The sequence below is a fragment of the Funiculus sociatus GB2-C1 genome (genome assembly GCF_039962115.1).
In the GTDB taxonomy this organism is placed as follows: Bacteria; Cyanobacteriota; Cyanobacteriia; order Cyanobacteriales; family FACHB-T130; genus Funiculus; species Funiculus sociatus.
In genome coordinates, this window is the sequence record NZ_JAMPKJ010000014.1 from 89,627 (window position 1) to 107,019 (window position 17,393).

Genomic DNA, 17,393 nt, shown 5'->3' on the forward strand with positions numbered 1-17,393 from the left:
ACTGCGGGGATGGCTAAATTGTTGGCCCCATACCTACAGTAGCGGCATAAGTTGCGCGATCGCCCAATTCATCTTCAATTCGCAGCAAGCGGTTATATTTCGCTACCCGTTCGCTGCGGCACAGAGAACCAGTTTTGATTTGACCTGCGCGAGTTGCTACGGCTAAATCGGCAATTGTCGTGTCTTCAGTTTCGCCGGAACGATGGCTGATAATCGACCGGAAACCATTCCGGGTAGCTAGGTCGATAGTTGCCAAAGTTTCCGTTAGAGAACCAATTTGATTAAGTTTAATCAGGATTGAATTAGCAGCTGCCTGTTCAATTCCTTTTTGTAATCGAATCGGGTTGGTAACAAATAAATCGTCACCAACAAGTTGCACAGATGCGCCCACTTTCTGCGTCAAAAGTTTCCAACTTTCCCAGTCTTCCTCGTGCAAACCATCCTCAATGGAAATAATCGGATATTGCCCGGCTAACTTCGCCATATACTCAATAAAATCAGCAGGCGAATGGGATGCTCCATCGTAAACATACTGACCATCTTTGTAGAACTCGCTAGCGGCAACATCCAGAGCCAAAGCAACTTGTTCTCCTGGCTTATAACCAGCCTTCTCTATCGCCGCCACTAACAATTCTAAAGCCGCTTGATTCGACTCTAAATTTGGCGCAAAACCGCCTTCATCCCCTACGCCTGTTAGCAAATTCTTATCCTTCAACACCTTAGCTAAAGCCGCAAACACTTCAGCACCCCAACGCAGTGCTTCTCGGAAAGAAGTTGCCCCAATAGGCACAATCATGAACTCTTGGAAATCCACATTATTATCAGCGTGAGCACCACCGTTAATCACATTCATCAACGGTACTGGCAACACATTCGACAACGGCCCCCCCAAATAGCGATAAAGAGGCAATTCTAGAGTCGCAGCAGCAGCTTTAGCATTTGCCAGCGAGACGGCAAGAATAGCATTTGCGCCCAGGTTCGATTTATTTTCCGAGCCATCGATTTGAATCATCGTGGTATCAATCAACACCTGATCCAGCGCGTCCAACTCCATTAATTCAGGCGCGATTTTCTCCTCAACATTCTTCACCGCCGTGAGGACACCTTTCCCACCGTAGCGGCTTTTATCATCATCCCGCAGTTCGTGTGCCTCAAAAGTCCCTGTAGATGCTCCACTGGGAACCTGAGCCAGCCCCACCGCACCGTTGATCAGATAAACTTCTGCTTCCACTGTCGGACGACCGCGAGAGTCGAGAATTTCACGAGCCACAATAGCGTCAATGGCTGTATCTGGCGTGTTCATCATTTTGTTTCACCCTTAATAGCAAGATTGCAAGTGGCTCACATTTATGCAGGCCTTCAATCGGCTTTTAGCCCAATACAGTTCAGATATTTCGTTGTCACACATTTGCTCCCCCTAGTCCCCTTCTTCAAGGGAGGTATTTTCAAAGCCCCCGAATTTATCGGGGTATCCTCAAAGCCCCCATAAATTCGGGGGTTGGGGGGATTTACGTTACAAATTTGTTGACATCTAGTAGTCTCACTGAACTGGATCAGGTTTTGTAGCCCGATTGTTAGAATACGTCCTGAACGGACACTCAAGCGTCATATTAAGAAGGAATTTGGGATTAAAACGATGCGAATGCTACACACCATGCTGAGAGTCGGCAACTTAGAAGAGTCTTTGAAATTTTACTGCGAACTGCTGGACATGAAGTTGCTGCGCCAAAAAGATTATCCTGGCGGCGAATTTACCCTGGCTTTTGTGGGTTATGGCGATGAGTCTGACCACACGGTGTTAGAACTAACCTACAACTGGGGCAAAGAACAGTACGATTTGGGAGATGCCTACGGTCACATTGCTATTGGTGTTGATGATATTTACGCCACCTGTAATGAAATAAAGGCGCGTGGCGGCAAAGTCTCGCGGGAACCAGGGCCCATGAAGCACGGTTCGACGGTGATAGCGTTTGTGGAAGACCCGAATGGATACAAGGTGGAGTTGATTCAACTGGGGACTCAGGGTGCCCAAAAGCAGGAAGCGGCTGAAGCAGCAAGTCGCTAGATTTGCGATGTCGCTCGCGCCCTTATAGAGTGGGGCTATACAGACAAAGCCCGCGCACCATCCGGGCTTTTTTTGCATCCTACCCAATACTTTTTTTGTTAGCGATGTTCATCTTTTCTAGAAATTAGCCGAGCTGAACTAGACAGCAATTATACTGAGACATTAAGAGTACAAGTTGTCATAAAAAGAACAAGTTGTAAACAAAAACCTCAATACTGGCGAGGTTGTTACCCCGCCCGCTTGTTGGCGAAGGATATCTGTATTTTTGCCAATAAAAAAGGGGCGGTCAAAATGCCCACCCCTCAAGAGATTATTGAGTTGTTATTAACCGAGCAATTCTTTAGCCTTGGCAACTACGTTGTCAACAGTGAAGCCAAACTTCTCTAGAGCCACGGGGCCGGGGGCGGAAACGCCAAAACGGTCAACGCTGATCATCGCGCCTTCACTGCCAATGTAACGGCACCAGCCGAAGCTAGAAGCTGCTTCCACAGCTAAGCGCTTAGTGACACCTTTAGGTAACACAGACTCGCGGTAAGCCGCATCCTGCGCGTCGAACAGTTCCCAGCTAGGTATGGAGACGACGCGGACTTTCTTGCCTTCACCGCGCAGCTTGTCGGCTGCACCAGCGCAGAGTTGAAGTTCGCTACCTGTACCCATCAGGATGATGTCAGGAGTACCATCGCTGTCAGAGAGGGTGTAAGCACCCTTAGCCACGCCTTCAATAGAAGTGCCAGGCAAGTTGGGCTGTGCTAGACGAGACAGCGCCAGCAACGTCGGGCGATTTTGGTTAGCAGCTTCAATCGCTACCTTATAAGAACCAGAGGTTTCGTTACCATCAGCGGGACGAATCACTGTTAGCTGGGGAATTGCCCGCAGAGATGCGATGGTTTCAACTGGTTGGTGGGTGGGGCCATCTTCACCTAGCTGGATGGAGTCGTGGGTCATCACCCAGATAGCACCTGCGTGGGACAATGCTGAAATACGAATCGCCGCCCGCATATAGTCAGCAAAAACTAAGAAGGTGGCACCGTAAGGGATTAATCCGGAACCATGTAGCGCAATGCCGTTACAAATCGCTCCCATGCCGTGTTCGCGGACACCAAAGCGGATGTTGCGATTTTCGTAATGACCGGGCTGGAAGTCGCCGGAAGACTTGAGCAAGGTCATGCAGGAGTGAGCTAAGTCAGCAGAACCGCCAAGTAATCCGGGGACAACATCAGCCAAGGCGTTGAGGCACTTACCAGACTGATTGCGGGTGGAATCTGCCTTATCTTCTGGGGTGTAGGTAGGTAGTACCTTCTCCCAACCTTCTGCCAGTTTGCCGCTGAGCATTTGTTCTAGTTGGGCTGCTTCGGCACCATACTTGGCTTTGTAATCGGCGAAGTTCTTATTCCACTCTTCCTCGTACTTAGCACCGCGTTCAACGGCTTTGCGCCAATGGTTGAGGGCATCTTCTGGAACCTGAAAAGGCTCGTATTCCCAACCGAGTTTTTCACGGGTTGCAGTTACTTCTGAGCCACCCAATGCGGAACCGTGGACACCTGCGGTATTGGCTTTATTGGGGGAGCCGTAACCAATGGTGGTGCGGACTTTGATCATTGAGGGCTTATCTGTGACAGCTTTTGCTGCTTCAATTGCTTTGTGAATTGCCTCTAGGTCGGTATTGCCGTCTTCTACAGTCAGAACGTGCCAACCGTAAGCTTCAAAGCGCTTACCGACATCTTCGGTGAAAGCTAGGTCAGTGGAGCCATCGATGGAAATGTGGTTGTCGTCGTACAGAGCAATGAGTTTACCCAAACCCAAGTGTCCCGCCAAGGAACAAGCTTCGCCGGAAACACCTTCCATGTTGCAACCATCACCTAAAATTACATAGGTATAGTGGTCTACGATGGTGCTATCGGGCTTGTTAAACTTAGCTGCTAGGTGAGCTTCAGCGATCGCTAAGCCTACAGCGTTAGAAATACCTTGTCCTAATGGCCCCGTCGTGACTTCCACTCCAGGTGTCATGAAGTTTTCCGGGTGTCCTGGGGTTCTTGATTCCCACTGACGGAACTCCTTGATGTCTTCCAGCGTCACGCTGTCGTAGCCAGCTAGATACAGCAGGGCATACTGTAACATTGAGCCATGTCCAGCGGAGAGGACAAAGCGATCGCGGTTAAACCACTTGGGGTTTTTCGGGTTACACCGCATAAAGCGATCCCAAAGCACAAATGCCATCGGTGCAGCGCCCATTGGTAGCCCTGGATGGCCTGATTTTGCCTTCTCTACGGCATCAATCGCCAGAAAGCGGATGGAATTAATACAAAGTTCTTCGAGTGATTGGGTTGCAACAACCATGATTTATTCTACTTAACGACGGGTTAGCACGCTTTTTGGATGAGCTGGAAATTGAATGCTCTGGGATCGCCCTAAGCACCCATTACCCGATTATCATCCCATTAGCAGGACTTATGGGCAAGCTGTGGAAAAGACGAAATTATGAAAGATGAAGACTAAAACGTTTGAGTCTTCACCTGACCTATTTATATTTTTATCGCCTCTAGACGTACTTTTTAAATGCTAAGGTTACGTTGTGACCGCCAAATCCGAAAGAATTTGAAAGTGCTACGTCTACTTTTGAAGAGCGACTTGTGTGGGGGACATAATCCAGATCGCACCCCTCATCGGGATTTTCTAAGTTGATTGTGGGTGGAATTTGGTCATTGGCAATTGCCATCACCGTAGCGACCGCTTCAATACCACCGCTTCCGCCTAAAAGATGACCAGTCATGGACTTGGTGGAGCTAATTGCTACTTTGTAGGCACTGTCGCCCAAAGCTTTTTTAATCGCGGCTGTTTCCGTGACATCATTCGCCTGGGTACTGGTGCCGTGGGCGTTGATGTAGCTTACCAGATCGGGAGTTAAGGAGGCATCCTTTAAAGCCATTTGCATAGCTCTGAAGGCACCTTCGCCACCGGGAACTGGTGCTGTCATGTGATAGGCATCGCAAGTCATGCCGTAACCGACAACTTCGGCATAAATTCTGGCTCCCCGACTGAGGGCGTGTTCTAATTCTTCTAGAATTAGAATGCCAGAGCCTTCGCCCATGACGAAGCCATCGCGATCGCGATCGAACGGACGAGAAGCTGTTTGCGGGTCATCATTGCGCGTTGAAAGCGCCCGCAACGCACAAAATCCAGCAAACGACAAAGGCGTTACCGCCGCTTCTGTCCCACCGCAGATCATCGCCTGAGCATATCCTCGCTGAATCAAGCGAAAAGCATCTCCTACCGCATTAGAACCTGCGGCACAAGCTGTCACCGTGCAGTTGTTTGGCCCTTTGGCGCCCGTGTGAATTGCTGTTAACCCAGCTGCCATGTTGGCGATCATCATGGGAATCATAAACGCACTACACCGATCCGGGCCGCGATTCAGGTAGACTTCTTGCTGGTCTTCGAGTACCTTGATACCGCCAATGCCCGTACCAATGATGATGCCCACTTGTTCTGCATTCAGATCGTTGATGACAAATTTAGCGTCTGCGATCGCTTGTTTGCTGGCACTAACCGCAAACTGGGCAAATCGATCCATCCGCTTAGCTTCCTTACGATCCAGGTACTCGTGGGGGTCGAATCCTTTTACCTCCCCAGCAAAGCGACAATCGTGCTTGGATGGATCGAACAAGGTTATCGGGGCTATTCCATTGCGACCGCTCAACAACCCTGCCCAATAATCAGCCAAATTGTTGCCAATCGGTGTAATCGCGCCGAGACCTGTTACAACAACCCGCTTGCATTCAAAATTTGTCATGATGCCAATACTAAAAGGGTTTTTACACCCAGAACGCGGAAACACTATACAGAACTGACTGAGCTAAGAATACTGAGAACTTCAGTATCACTTACTATTTTCAACTATCGCCCTCGCGTCGGGGCGAGTGCGTACACATTGTGTTAATCCAATGTTAGAAGAAATTTTCGTCTTACCCGCCCCTACAGCACTCAGCACACTAGAATTTATGCCGAAGCCGTGACTTTGTTGTTGATGTAGTCCACAACGGCTTGAACAGTGGCAATCTGTTCAGCTGCTTCGTCTGGAATTTCGATATCAAACTCTTCTTCTAGGGCCATGACGAGTTCAACCGTATCCAGGGAATCCGCTCCCAGATCGTTAGCAAAGTTCGCTTGCGGCACTACTTGATCGGGTTCAACCTCTAGTTGTTCCGCCACAATCTTCTTGACTCTTGCAAAAATTTCCTCTTGGCTCATATTAATCCTCTACCCAGTCTCCAGAACTTGCTATATAGGGTGATACGGTTTTTAAGCATTTTTTCATCTTATCTGAAAGAGGGACAACAAAAGCGATAGATAGTCGCTTATCCAAGTGGCACTTAGTTGGAGTCGGGGAGCAGCACACTGGGGAACAGCCAAATTGAGTTACCATAACAATCTGAAAACTCTGCCCACAAAGCTTTTCAGCTCACTGAGATCAGAATAAAATTTTAATAATATTAATAACAATCCTGAAATCTACAACAGTTGTCTGTGGACTCAAATACAAGACTTAACCCCCAGCCTGCTCACTCCCTCCCCAGTGGGGAAGATCGGGAAAAATTTTTATTTTTATCATTACAACCAAGGGAGATGTTTGTCGCCCTCGTGACGAGACACTACAAACGAAGAGATATATTGCAACTCCTTCAAGGGCTGCGATATATTGAGCCAAGGCTTATTTAGCTAACTAACTGCAACCCCTTATCATACAGGCTCTGCTCAATGCTCTGCATCTCCTCAAGGGTTTCTCCAGCGACGATTCCGTAAATTTCTGTGTAGATTTTGCCATATTTAACCTTCTCCAGAGCTGACAGGATCGTGAAGTCGTGGCGCTCTAGTTCTGGCTTTAGGTTGACTAGAATCGACTCCAAGGTTCCATCCATACGGTAGTCACTCGAATATGTAGCGACTTGCTTCCCTAGTTCCAGCAGCCTATGACGCTGCAAGCACAGAGGCGTTGAGCCATTAACTCGAAAATTGGCATCGATCGCGTAAAGTTCACCGTCTTTATTTTCCAACACGTCGAACCCAATAACGCCGAAATATCCCTGCTGGTTAGCATACTGACCGACAGCAGCAATCATCTCATAGAACTTGCTCATGTCAGTACGGTAGTGAATCAGCCCCCCTAGATATTTACCGTCAGGGGTGACGAGTTGCTGAGTAACACCGATCAGGGTGATGTCTCCTACCTTATTGACGTAAAACTGCACGCAGTAGTTTTGCACTTCATTTTTGACGAACTCCGAGACGATGATGGTATCCACCAGCTTGATACCCAGATATTTCCTGATTTCTTCCAAAGAGTAGTTCAGGTGGCTGGAGCTTTTGATAATATAAGTACCTTCGCCTGAGAGTCCGTGAGATGTTTTGATCAAGTAGGGGAATTGCTCTGGTAACTTAATCTCATCAACATTGCAGGCGTGCAGATTGTAGCTCTGATACTTTGGACAGGGCACCCCAAGATCGGCTAGCGTCACTTTGCTCAGGAGACGGTAGTGAGTATCTGGATCGACAGCGTGCTTCTGGGGAAGTAAACCATCGAAAGGGAATAAGGTAATAACTCGCTCGAAGCGATCGCTCTGATTGAGTTCATCTAAATAAACCTGCCGATCCAACAGTTCCAAATTGTTGTAGCCAAAACCAAAACACTCTCGCCAGTAGTCAATTAACAGGTCTGGCGGGGGACTAAGAATAATACCGGGAATGGTATCCCCCAGAACCGCCAGGTTTTTCCAAGGTTCCTTCTCACCAATCTTGTCATAGCCAGTTTTGGTGGCTTCATCACTACCGTCTTGAAGGAAGTATTTTTTCGTGTTGGGATAAGTTGCCCAACTAGCAGTCGCGGGGTAATTCAAGATAAACGTATACCCCGCATCTGTTATGTCTTGGGCAAACAGCTCAGAAAAAGAACTTCCTTGGAAATACTGGAAGTTGTATTGAGGGTTCATAGGGAGATGCCTGGAGGTCTCAAAACCGTTACTTACTAGAAGCAGTCAAAGCAATTATGCGCTTTTAGCGAAACGCTCGTCTTCCTTCTTTGTAAATACTGCTGCCCGATCCATTTCTGAGCTTCTATAGGCAACTGCCATGTCTTGGGAATTATACGCCCAACCGATTTGTCCGTGAGGATCTAAAACAATACATCCGGCTTCTCCAGAAACCTGCTGCTTGAGCTTATCGATTGCCGTCTGAGCTGCTTCCTCTGGATGACGTGAAGCGGAGCCATTCGAGCTAGGGGAATTACCCGCCAATAGATCGACAGCAGTCCTAGCCAACCCCACCGGGATTATAGACTCGCCATCGCCTGTAGTTGAGCAAGCACCCTGAGTATTCGCGTACAAGCCAGCTCCCACCAGTGCGGTATCGCCTACACGACCTGGTAGTTGGTTCTCAAGACCTCCCGTTGAGGTTCCGGCAACCAAGTTACCATTGATATCCAGCGCCACACAGCCGACAGTAGCAGGGCGATCATGCGGCGTGTTCTGCTGCTCCCACTCCTCCTCCTGTTCATCACTAATCAAATCGGTAGGCTCGCACATCTCGCATCCATGCTTAGCAGCAAAACGTTCTGCACCTTCTGCTACAAGCAGCGAGGGCTTTTCCTCTAAAATTTTCCTTGCCACTGAAATTGGATGAGAGATTCGCTGTACTGCTGCCACACCTCCCCACCGCAATTTGTCACTTTCCATCATCGCAGCATCCAGGTACACTTCACCTTCAAGATCGAGGGTGGCACCCAGGCTGGCGTTGAAGGTTGCATCGCTCTCCAGGACTCGGATGGCAGCCTCAACTGCGTCTTTGGCATCACCGCCTTGTTCAAGCACAGCCCAACCTGCCTCGACAGCAGCTAAACAACCTTTTGTATTCGCTGTTGTCTTATCTTCTGAAATGGTTTTTGCTCCACCATGCACGATGATCGCTATTGTCATATTCCTCCACCAATTAAATTGAATTTGAATACAGCACGTTTGGCGTTGACTGATCCTCGCTAGAAGTTTCAACTGCTTTAACTGCCTTGACTTGTTCAAAAACAGTTGCATCAGCAACGACTGGAACCGCGTTACTGCCCATGCGAGGAATCTTGTCTACACGAAGGTTTAACCCTACCTGACTACAAGCAGCCACTACCAAGTTGACGCCCTGTTTAGCAAATTGCAGAACAGTTTCGCGCCTGATATTGCAAGAAACTCCCAAGATGGCGACAACTTGTTGATTGACAAGCTTGCGTTACATCCTTGTCGTTTTTTGCTGATGGCTGGGAATGTTTACGGGGCAGTCGCTTCTTAACAGAATAGATGGCGTTGTTTTATAAAGCTTCTACCGCAGGAGGCGACTCGCTTTCTCTACAGACGGAGTTCTACATTACGTCAATCTGTATTTTTCGATACATTATTTTTTAAAATTCTGCAAGCGCGAGCGATAGACTGTCCGGTTATTTCAAGGCAGCCTCATCCCAATCAAAAAGTAGCTGTATCTATCCTCACAATGAGATTCAATACCAGCCCATCTGTATACCGGCAAACGCCCAACTCACATCGAGAAGGTTTTATGTTTATCTTCGCAACGTGACCTAATAATTCCCCGTTCAAGAGCGATGATAGAGATATAAGCTTGTTTCCCACACGCTACGCTCATGCGATCGCGTGTTTTCTTCACCCAAGGCTATGCCATCCCAAACTCTCAGATATGCTTACTTCCCCGGCTGCGTTGCCCAAGGAGCTTGCCGGGAACTTTACCAGTCTACAGCAGCCCTCACCCAAGCACTGGGCATTGAACTCATTGAACTGAAAAAAGCCTCCTGTTGCGGTTCTGGCACCTTCAAAGAAGATTCCCAACTGCTAGAAGATACCGTTAACGCCCGCAATATTGCTCTAGCCGAGCAACTGAATCTGCCGTTACTCACACATTGCAGCACTTGTCAAGGGGTGATTGGGCATGTGGATGAGCGTTTGAAGGAATCCCAACAAACCAACCCAAACTACTTTGAGCAGGTTAATGGCTTATTGAAAAAAGAAGGCTGTTCGCCTTATCGTGGTAGTACCGAAGTTAAACACCTACTATGGGCGTTAGTAGCAGATTACGGACTAGAAGAACTGCAAAACCGGGTTAGCCGCAAGCTTGCTGGGTTGAAGTGTGCAGCATTTTATGGTTGCTATTTGCTACGCGCCCAAACTCATATACCCTACGACGACCCATTGGAACCAGAATCAATGGAGAATGTGTTCCGGACGCTGGGGGCGACACCAATTTATTACCGAGGACGCACCCAATGCTGCGGCTGGCCTCTTTCTAGCTATGCGACGACGCAATCTTTTAAGATGGCTGGTTCACACATCCAAGAAGCACTTGACGCTGGTGCTGATTGTATGGTAACGCCTTGCCCATTGTGTCACCTGAATTTAGATTCTCGTCAACCGGAAGTTGAAAAGGTGATCGGCAAGACTTTGGGTTTGCCAGTGCTACATCTACCTCAGCTTATCTGCCTCGCATTGGGGATTAGTCCGCAACAACTCGGTTTGGATCGGCACATTGTCTCAACTCGTCCAGTGTTGGAAAAATTAGGCTTTTAGTTTGAAGCTGTTCCACATTTAATGAAGCAGGTCGTCAAACCCTGAGTGAGGGACACAGATGCCCGACTTCTCTAAGAAGTCGGGCATCTCTCCAGATAGCCTGTACTTCATCCGACTGCAAGCCGGTGTATAAGCACTTGTTGGGTAAGTGAATAACTTTTTCACGCCAAGAATAAAGCTGCTCCAATAACGTGCAGAACGATGTCACTCCAGAAGTGCGCTACCATTGCGGCTAAAAGTCCCTTTCTCCAATAGAGCCAGCCAAAAAGCAATCCTGGGATACCGTTGAGCAATAGGGCCCGTGTGACCACAAAGGGAGTTAGGGGAACTAGACGAGCGGTTATTGGTAAGTGACCCGCCCCAAAAATTAAGGCAGTTAGAGCGATCGCGCTCCACATTACACTTGACTTAGGATGTTGCTGACGGGTGAGCTTTGTTCCCAACCAAACCAGTAACGTCATCAAACCCAAGCGCAACAGCAATTCCTCGGTAATCCCACCGTAGAAGGAAGCCAAAAAACCTTGCCACAGTGAGGGAAGCGGTACTTTGCGTAAGGCATCAGGTAAAAAGGGGACAAACACAAAAATCTCTAGCAGCAACATAATCCCTGCTACAATCACACCTGCACCAACAGATATGGGTAGGGATGCCCGAAACCGATGAGACGCTTGCGGGTCGCCTGCTAACCAGGCTTTAAGCACGGGTGCGCCTAGTCCAACTTTACCCCCTAACCAAAGCCCCAGCCCGGTGACGAAAGCTGTTTGCACCGAAGCTTGTATTGTGACTAATAGCAAGAATTGCCAAATAGGTATGGAAGGCGGCTCGATTAAGCTCAAAATATAAGGAAGGCTTGCTAAGGAGCCAAGCACTCCGCCAGCCGTTAGTATTCCAAAGACTTTTAAGTTCGCGGACTTATTTGGCTCTAAGGTTGCTTTCCTAGACATCCTAATCATCTATAGTTTTCTCAAATTTCAGCTAAGTTTCACCATAGAATTAGCTAGAGCGATCGCACTTCCTCCATTAGGGTTCACCTAACTGGGCGAACAAAAAAAGCTTTGTTGCTAACTTAAGAGCTATTTGCTGGATATACCTTTAATCCAGTTTGGTGCTGTATCTTAGAAACAAGCACTGGTAGGCAAGCTATGGATTTTGAACCGGAAGTCACCACTACATCGACACCCAAAGCCGCCGAATTTGACTACCCTCAAGCAAAGCCTCTAGCATTGCTGCGGGATACAGAATGTTTGCTGCGACGCAAAACCGTAAAAACCTTAATGCCAGTTTTGCCGCCGCCTGTGGCAAATAATTTGCAAGCAGCTTCAGCAGTTGCAGATGAGTCTCTCAGCGAGTTGGCAGAAATTGACCTAGATGCCATCAGTGATGATGAACTAAAACCCGCTAGAATTTTCATCGGTTTGACCTTTTCGGGGTTTGGGGCGCTATTTATGGTTTTATTGGTACTTTATTTAGATGCCCTGCACCCGGAACTTAGTGCAGCAGAACAGATTCGAGAATATTGGTATCAATACGTCTGGTTTGTCTGTTTAGGTGTTGCTGGGATGATGATATTGGGTCGAGAAGCGATGCGTCCGAAGAATTAAAAATTGAGAATGGATTTTTAATTTAAGTAGGCGGATGCGATTAGATTGAAGGTGTTCGTAGGTTGGGTTGACGTAGGAAACTCAACATCTGCATGGGTTAGCGATAGCGTAACCCATCCTACAAATAATTAATCCCACCTACTTACTAATTTTTAATTGTTATAAATGGATATTTTGATTGTTGAGGATGAACCGGAAATTGCTAAGCTCATCCAGACAGCTTTAGAACGAGAGGGTTTTTCTTGCCATCACTCCCGCGATGGTTTGAAAGCTTTACAAGTTTTTCAGGAGCAACAACCGGATTTAATAGTTCTTGATTTGATGCTACCTGGTTTGGATGGGCTGGAAGTGTGTGCCAGAATCCGACAGAAACCTGGTGCGAAAGACCCTTATATTTTGATGCTGACCGCTAGGGGTGAGGAAATTGACCGCGTTATTGGACTTTCTACTGGTGCTGATGATTATCTGGTCAAACCGTTTAGTCCTAGAGAATTGGTTGCTAGAGTAAGGGCCTTATTGCGCCGCAGCTTGCGTCAGAGAGGACAGCATCAGGTTTATCATACCCAACATTTCACTGTTGATGTAGAGCAGCGCACTGCCAAACGCCAAATCGATTCTCAACAATCAGAAATTTTAGATTTGACGACTCTGGAATTTAACTTGTTATCTACTTTTATCAGTCATCCCGGTAGAGTTTGGAACCGAACGCAACTAATAGAGAAACTTTGGGGGGATGACTTTTTTGGGGATGAACGAGTTGTAGATACTCATGTGGCGCGGTTGCGGAAAAAAATTGAGCCAGATCCAGCCAATCCTAGCTTTATTAAGACGGTGGTAGGTGTTGGCTATAAATTTGAAGATGCCATAGGATAAAAATGCCGTTGAATAAAGTTGGATTGCGATCGCGTCTATTTCTTTCCCACCTCTTAGTCATGATGGTAGGAGTGGGTAGCCTACTGGCGATTAGCAAATTGTCTTCCCCGCGCTTTTTTATCGTGCAGCTGCAACAAATCGAAATTTCCGGGGTGCAAGTACGCTATGCCCGGAGACAGCTGGTAAGAAGCTTTGAAACAGCTTGGAGTCGCAGCACCTTATTATCAGTTCTTGTGGGTGCTACCGCTGCTGGTGGATTGAGCTATTTGGTAACGCGGCGGATCGTCCAGCCTTTGAAACAAATGGAACAAATCACCCAAAAGTTTGCTGCCGGACATCTGGATGAACGACTACCAAACAGCGAAATTCGGGAACTCAATCGGCTGGCTGCAAGTTTTAATCGCATGGCATCCAGTCTCGAAGGAGTGGAACAGCGGCGACGGGAACTTATTAGCGACCTCACTCACGAACTTCGGACACCCCTAACAGTGATTCGCGGTTATTTGGAGGAGATGGCTGACGGCGGAATTGAACCATCGCCAGAAGTTTACCAGCAGCTGGTGCGCGAAACCACTAGGTTAGAGCGGTTAGTCAACGATTTGCAGGAACTTTCTAAGGCGGAAGCTGGCTATCTGCCGATTAATCTCCAGCCTGTTAATTTACGACCTTTATTAGAGTCTCTGGTAGAAAGATTTTCTGAGCAGTTGCTAGAAGATGGCCCGGTAGCCCTGAAATTAGACTGTCCGCCCCAACTGCCCCCCGTCTTAGCTGATATTGACCGCGTGGAACAGGTTTTGGTGAATCTGTTGGGAAATGCGCTGCTATACACCAGTTTTGGTTCGATTACTGTCCGTGTTTGGAGTGCATCACAACGGCTGTGGATTGCTGTAGTTGATACGGGTAAAGGAATTGCACCGGAAGATTTGCCCCATGTCTTTGAGCGTTTTTGGCGGGCTGACGAGTCTCGTCAAAATTCTAGAGGAACTGGCATCGGGTTAGCTATCTCCTCGCGCTTGATTGAATTGCAAGGCGGCCAGATTGAGGTAGAAAGTAAGCTGGGCATGGGCAGCACGTTTCGTTTTTTTCTGCCTTTGGCTTGAGTATAAATTTTTGATTTCGGATTGGGATCAGCTACCTACAACTTTCTTTCGCCACAGATTCTCTACACAAGTTGGTCACATGGTTGTAACACCAGGCTGATAGGCTGTAAGTATCAGCCACTACTATTTATTGTAACGTTTTGTAAAGAAATAGTAATTGCCGATCTAGATTACGGGAACCCTTATAAAAGAAGTTGTTCTGGAGACACTTATGATCTGCGTAGAAGTTATTTATCTGCTGATAGCCACCACTTTGTTTACTATCTGGTTAGACTTCTTCAAGCGCGATCGCACTTGGAAGACACAAGAGCGCCTTGCAGGTTTTGTGACTTTGGTGGTAGCAACTATTTTCTGGCCTCTGGTTCTTCCCATTGCTTATATAGAAATTTTGAAATCCAAATCTCAATTATAAGGAAAAGTAATACTGCTTTTATTTTCCTTGATGCTATTCTCAGTTGAGAAAAGCAATTGAATTATATGAGTTCTTGTAAAGAGACTATTGTCAAATAATTGTCAATCAGTCTGGCGATTCATATATCTAGGACGAGTATTTGGTATAGCTTGATAAAAATGCTGCTTGAAATGCTTTTAGATCGCATGACATTGGATATAAAAGTATTTCAAGCAGTATTTCACTTTCACACCTTTAATATTGATATCAGTGGTATTTAGTCGCCACCATAAAAGAACTTGATAGATAGAAAAACAGGGGATTAAGCTTTCCCTTACGCAGGTGTGCAACTGCATCTCCACGGGTTTAAGCCGCAGCAAGTTAGGGTGAATGCTACAGAGGTTGCTGTTGAGGGGAAAAATGGAGTCCAAACCCTACCTATTGTGGGCTGTTCCGGTGGGACATCGCTTCCACCAAGCTCGCTTTTAAAGAAAGTTCACAAAGAGCACTTCTTCAGAAATAAGTATGTATTCTACTTCTCTTTCTCTAGGCAGACGCAAAACAGCGGCTTTGGCTTTTAAATTACAAGTAATTGGTCTTTATCCTATCCCATGACGATAAGTTGCCTGATTTAATTGGGTGGCGGGGAATTTTATCATTGCCTAGTTGGGCATTTTAAAAACAGTGGAAAGAAACCTTTATTGAGTTTAAAAATAAGGGGTTCTCTGTACCTAATCAGTAGGGCAATTTATCAATTATGCCTAAAATATTATAGTTTTGAAAGCGTTCCCAAATGATACAAAATAATCTAGAAAATAACGTTTTGGCTCAAGGGTTGTGGAAAGTAAAGGGAGCGATCGCGTTAGGGCTAATTAAGTAAAATTCAGGCAGTTTGATCGGAGCTAGAAGTCATATAAAATAAAGTAAAAGTTATTTTATAAAGTTGGTTGCGACAACAACACCTATTAAAGAGGACACAAAGGTTGTCGCTACTGGTCTTCTTCGCCCGTTCGTTGTCGTTGACATTAAAAAAGAACACGATTTAACCTGGGATTTGGAATTGCAAAGAAAACTGGAAGTGGAATAGAAGAACAAGCCCATACTGGTTGTTAAAGATGTATACCCAGCAGCCCCAGTAACGCTATAAGCTGACAGGCTTATAATTTAAGGGGAAGCAAGTTGCTTCCCCTTAGTTTTATGAATCGGTTTTTATTCTCTTTCAAGTATTAGATTACCGAAACTTCATAAATTTTATCTGCCCCACACTGAAGAAAGAAAAATTACTTTTTATAGTGACTATTTTCGAGTGATTGATAAGAGTATAGAGATTTTGAAGAGTGGTAATCTTAATGGTAAATAAATGTTTGCATAAATGGAAGGCTAAAGAAGCAATCGCTCTATTACTCTTTGCTGTATTTATTGCCGCGTGTAGTCCCTCATCTACTCCTGAGGCTACCACTACGATAAGTAAAGTTGTTGACAAATCGGCTAAGGATTTCATAGGCAAAACTATAACTGTAAATGGCGAAGTCGAAGAACTTATGGGCTCAAAAGCGTTCTTAATCGAAGGGGAAACGCTATTTATCGACCCAGTAGTGTTGATAGTAAGTGTTAAAAAAGCGCGTTTAATTGAAGATTCTCATGTCAGAGTGACGGGTAAAGTTACTAAATTTATTCTTGCCGATATCGAGAGAAATTTGAGCCTTGATTTAGAGGATAATTTATTTAAAAAATACGAGGGCGAATCTGTAATTATAGCCTCGGATGTGACTCTAACACCCGAACCGGGTGAAGTCGGAGAAGAACCAAATAAATACTTTGGTCAGGTTGTAACTGTAACTAGCAATGTTGAAAAAGTTATCAGCTCAAATACCTTTCTACTCGATGACCAAGAATTGATTGGCGGTAAAGAGTTACTGGTAACAGGTGCCGTTATAGCAGGAGATCCGATTAAAAAAGGTGAAATTGTTGAAGTGACGGGTCTAGTCCGTAAGTTTGTTAAAGCCGAAATCGAAAGAGATTTTGATTTTAACTTGCAGCCTGAATTGAAAATAGAATATGAGAACCAACCTGTAGTAATTGCTCAGTCAGTCAAAAGGTTGAAATGAGAGAGTGAGCCATTTAGTGGGTAGGGCTATTTTGCACAAACCAAACTTACAACGGTAATAGGTTTTCTCCAATCACTAATTATTCACAAATTATTGTTTACGAAGAAATTAAAATTTCTATATAGCAATCTTATTTAATTTGTCTTGGCGCTTGGGTTAAAAAAAGTAGCTTTCAGCCCAGTAAATAAGATTATTAGATTAGTTTATGGGGGATCAATGCGACGATACCGCGCTTGAATCAACATATAGAGAGAATAGGCCATGAAACCGAAAGCGATCGCGCCTAGAATCCACTGACCGAGAGCTTCTTCTGCAAGCGCTTGCAGAGAACCCCCCAGTCCTTGAACTTCGCCTGGGTCATCCTGAAGTGCAGCTTGAATCACCAAAAGACCAATAAGACCGAAAGCAGCACCACGCGCAGAAATACCAAATCTGCCAAGCCAAGTTGCCCATTGTATCTGAGCTTTACTCATGTTGAGCAATTTGAAGTGTTTGCGGAATTTAGCAGTGTAGGCTTCGTACAAAAAGGAAACACCCTGACTGCCTGACAGAAGTAGGTGAAAGCCAATAGCCGCGGGGAATTTGTGAAAAAGGGTAGAGGGACATGAGAGGCTAGAGTTACCACACAACAGCCATCTATTCATGACAA

Annotated in this window: 16 protein-coding genes; 7 read left to right on the plus strand and 9 right to left on the minus strand. The window is 46.2% G+C overall.

All coding sequences use genetic code 11. The annotated features are described in order from the left end of the window. Positions 1-13 precede the first annotated feature (13 nt). The gene (gene eno, locus NDI42_RS09575) at positions 14-1,306 is read right to left on the minus strand and encodes a phosphopyruvate hydratase (RefSeq protein WP_190424001.1); all 1,293 of its coding nucleotides are present in this window, start codon (positions 1,304-1,306) and stop codon (positions 14-16) included. A gap of 330 nt (positions 1,307-1,636) precedes the next feature. Here eno and gloA point away from each other — a divergent pair, with 330 nt between their 5' ends. Then, positions 1,637-2,065, plus strand: a complete 429-nt coding sequence (gene gloA, locus NDI42_RS09580) for a lactoylglutathione lyase (RefSeq protein ID WP_190423999.1) — start codon at positions 1,637-1,639, stop codon at positions 2,063-2,065. Positions 2,066-2,389: 324 nt separating this feature from the next. On the opposite strand, the gene tkt is transcribed toward gloA, so the two are convergent. The 6 genes from tkt to NDI42_RS09610 all read right to left on the minus strand — a co-directional run bounded on the left by tkt (position 2,390) and on the right by NDI42_RS09610 (position 9,295). Then, on the minus strand, positions 2,390-4,402 hold the full coding sequence (gene tkt / locus NDI42_RS09585) for a transketolase (RefSeq protein ID WP_190454701.1): 2,013 nt from the start codon (positions 4,400-4,402) through the stop codon (positions 2,390-2,392). Positions 4,403-4,604: 202 nt separating this feature from the next. Continuing rightward, positions 4,605-5,855 carry a beta-ketoacyl-ACP synthase II gene (gene fabF, locus NDI42_RS09590; protein WP_190454704.1) on the minus strand — a complete coding sequence of 417 codons (1,251 nt, stop codon included), beginning with the start codon at positions 5,853-5,855 and terminating at the stop codon, positions 4,605-4,607. A gap of 206 nt (positions 5,856-6,061) precedes the next feature. After that, complete coding sequence (acpP, locus tag NDI42_RS09595; protein ID WP_190423992.1) at positions 6,062-6,313, minus strand: acyl carrier protein; 252 nt, start codon at positions 6,311-6,313, stop codon at positions 6,062-6,064. Between the two features lie 464 nt (positions 6,314-6,777). Then, a complete protein-coding gene (locus NDI42_RS09600) occupies positions 6,778-8,049 on the minus strand; it encodes an ATP-grasp domain-containing protein (protein ID WP_190454706.1) in 1,272 nt (423 codons plus the stop codon). Positions 8,050-8,103: 54 nt separating this feature from the next. Further along, positions 8,104-9,030, minus strand: coding sequence for an isoaspartyl peptidase/L-asparaginase family protein (locus NDI42_RS09605; RefSeq protein ID WP_190454709.1), 927 nt, complete (start codon positions 9,028-9,030; stop codon positions 8,104-8,106). 13 nt (positions 9,031-9,043) lie between these two features. Continuing rightward, on the minus strand, positions 9,044-9,295 hold the full coding sequence (locus NDI42_RS09610) for a hypothetical protein (protein ID WP_190454712.1): 252 nt from the start codon (positions 9,293-9,295) through the stop codon (positions 9,044-9,046). Positions 9,296-9,765: 470 nt separating this feature from the next. On the opposite strand from NDI42_RS09610, the gene NDI42_RS09615 reads away from it, so the two are divergent. Further along, positions 9,766-10,671, plus strand: coding sequence for a CoB--CoM heterodisulfide reductase iron-sulfur subunit B family protein (locus NDI42_RS09615; protein ID WP_190423984.1), 906 nt, complete (start codon positions 9,766-9,768; stop codon positions 10,669-10,671). A 161-nt stretch (positions 10,672-10,832) separates the two neighbouring features. Here NDI42_RS09615 and NDI42_RS09620 read toward each other — a convergent pair whose 3' ends face one another. Continuing rightward, entirely contained in the window at positions 10,833-11,615 is a 783-nt protein-coding gene (locus NDI42_RS09620) for a CPBP family glutamic-type intramembrane protease (protein WP_190454714.1), read from the minus strand. A gap of 198 nt (positions 11,616-11,813) precedes the next feature. On the opposite strand from NDI42_RS09620, the gene NDI42_RS09625 reads away from it, so the two are divergent. The 5 genes from NDI42_RS09625 (at position 11,814) to NDI42_RS09645 (ending at position 16,744) form a co-directional block, all read left to right on the plus strand. Beyond that, complete coding sequence (locus NDI42_RS09625; protein WP_190423980.1) at positions 11,814-12,272, plus strand: hypothetical protein; 459 nt, start codon at positions 11,814-11,816, stop codon at positions 12,270-12,272. A 165-nt stretch (positions 12,273-12,437) separates the two neighbouring features. Next, entirely contained in the window at positions 12,438-13,145 is a 708-nt protein-coding gene (locus NDI42_RS09630) for a response regulator transcription factor (RefSeq protein ID WP_190423978.1), read from the plus strand. Between the two features lie 2 nt (positions 13,146-13,147). Beyond that, positions 13,148-14,245, plus strand: a complete 1,098-nt coding sequence (locus NDI42_RS09635) for a sensor histidine kinase (protein ID WP_190454717.1) — start codon at positions 13,148-13,150, stop codon at positions 14,243-14,245. A 211-nt stretch (positions 14,246-14,456) separates the two neighbouring features. Next, positions 14,457-14,657 carry a hypothetical protein gene (locus NDI42_RS09640; protein ID WP_190454720.1) on the plus strand — a complete coding sequence of 67 codons (201 nt, stop codon included), beginning with the start codon at positions 14,457-14,459 and terminating at the stop codon, positions 14,655-14,657. Positions 14,658-15,985: 1,328 nt separating this feature from the next. Next, entirely contained in the window at positions 15,986-16,744 is a 759-nt protein-coding gene (locus NDI42_RS09645; protein ID WP_190454723.1) for a hypothetical protein, read from the plus strand. Positions 16,745-16,947: 203 nt separating this feature from the next. Here NDI42_RS09645 and NDI42_RS09650 read toward each other — a convergent pair. After that, the coding region (locus NDI42_RS09650) for a DUF1206 domain-containing protein (RefSeq protein WP_190454726.1) at positions 16,948-17,393 on the minus strand (446 nt) is incomplete at its 5' end.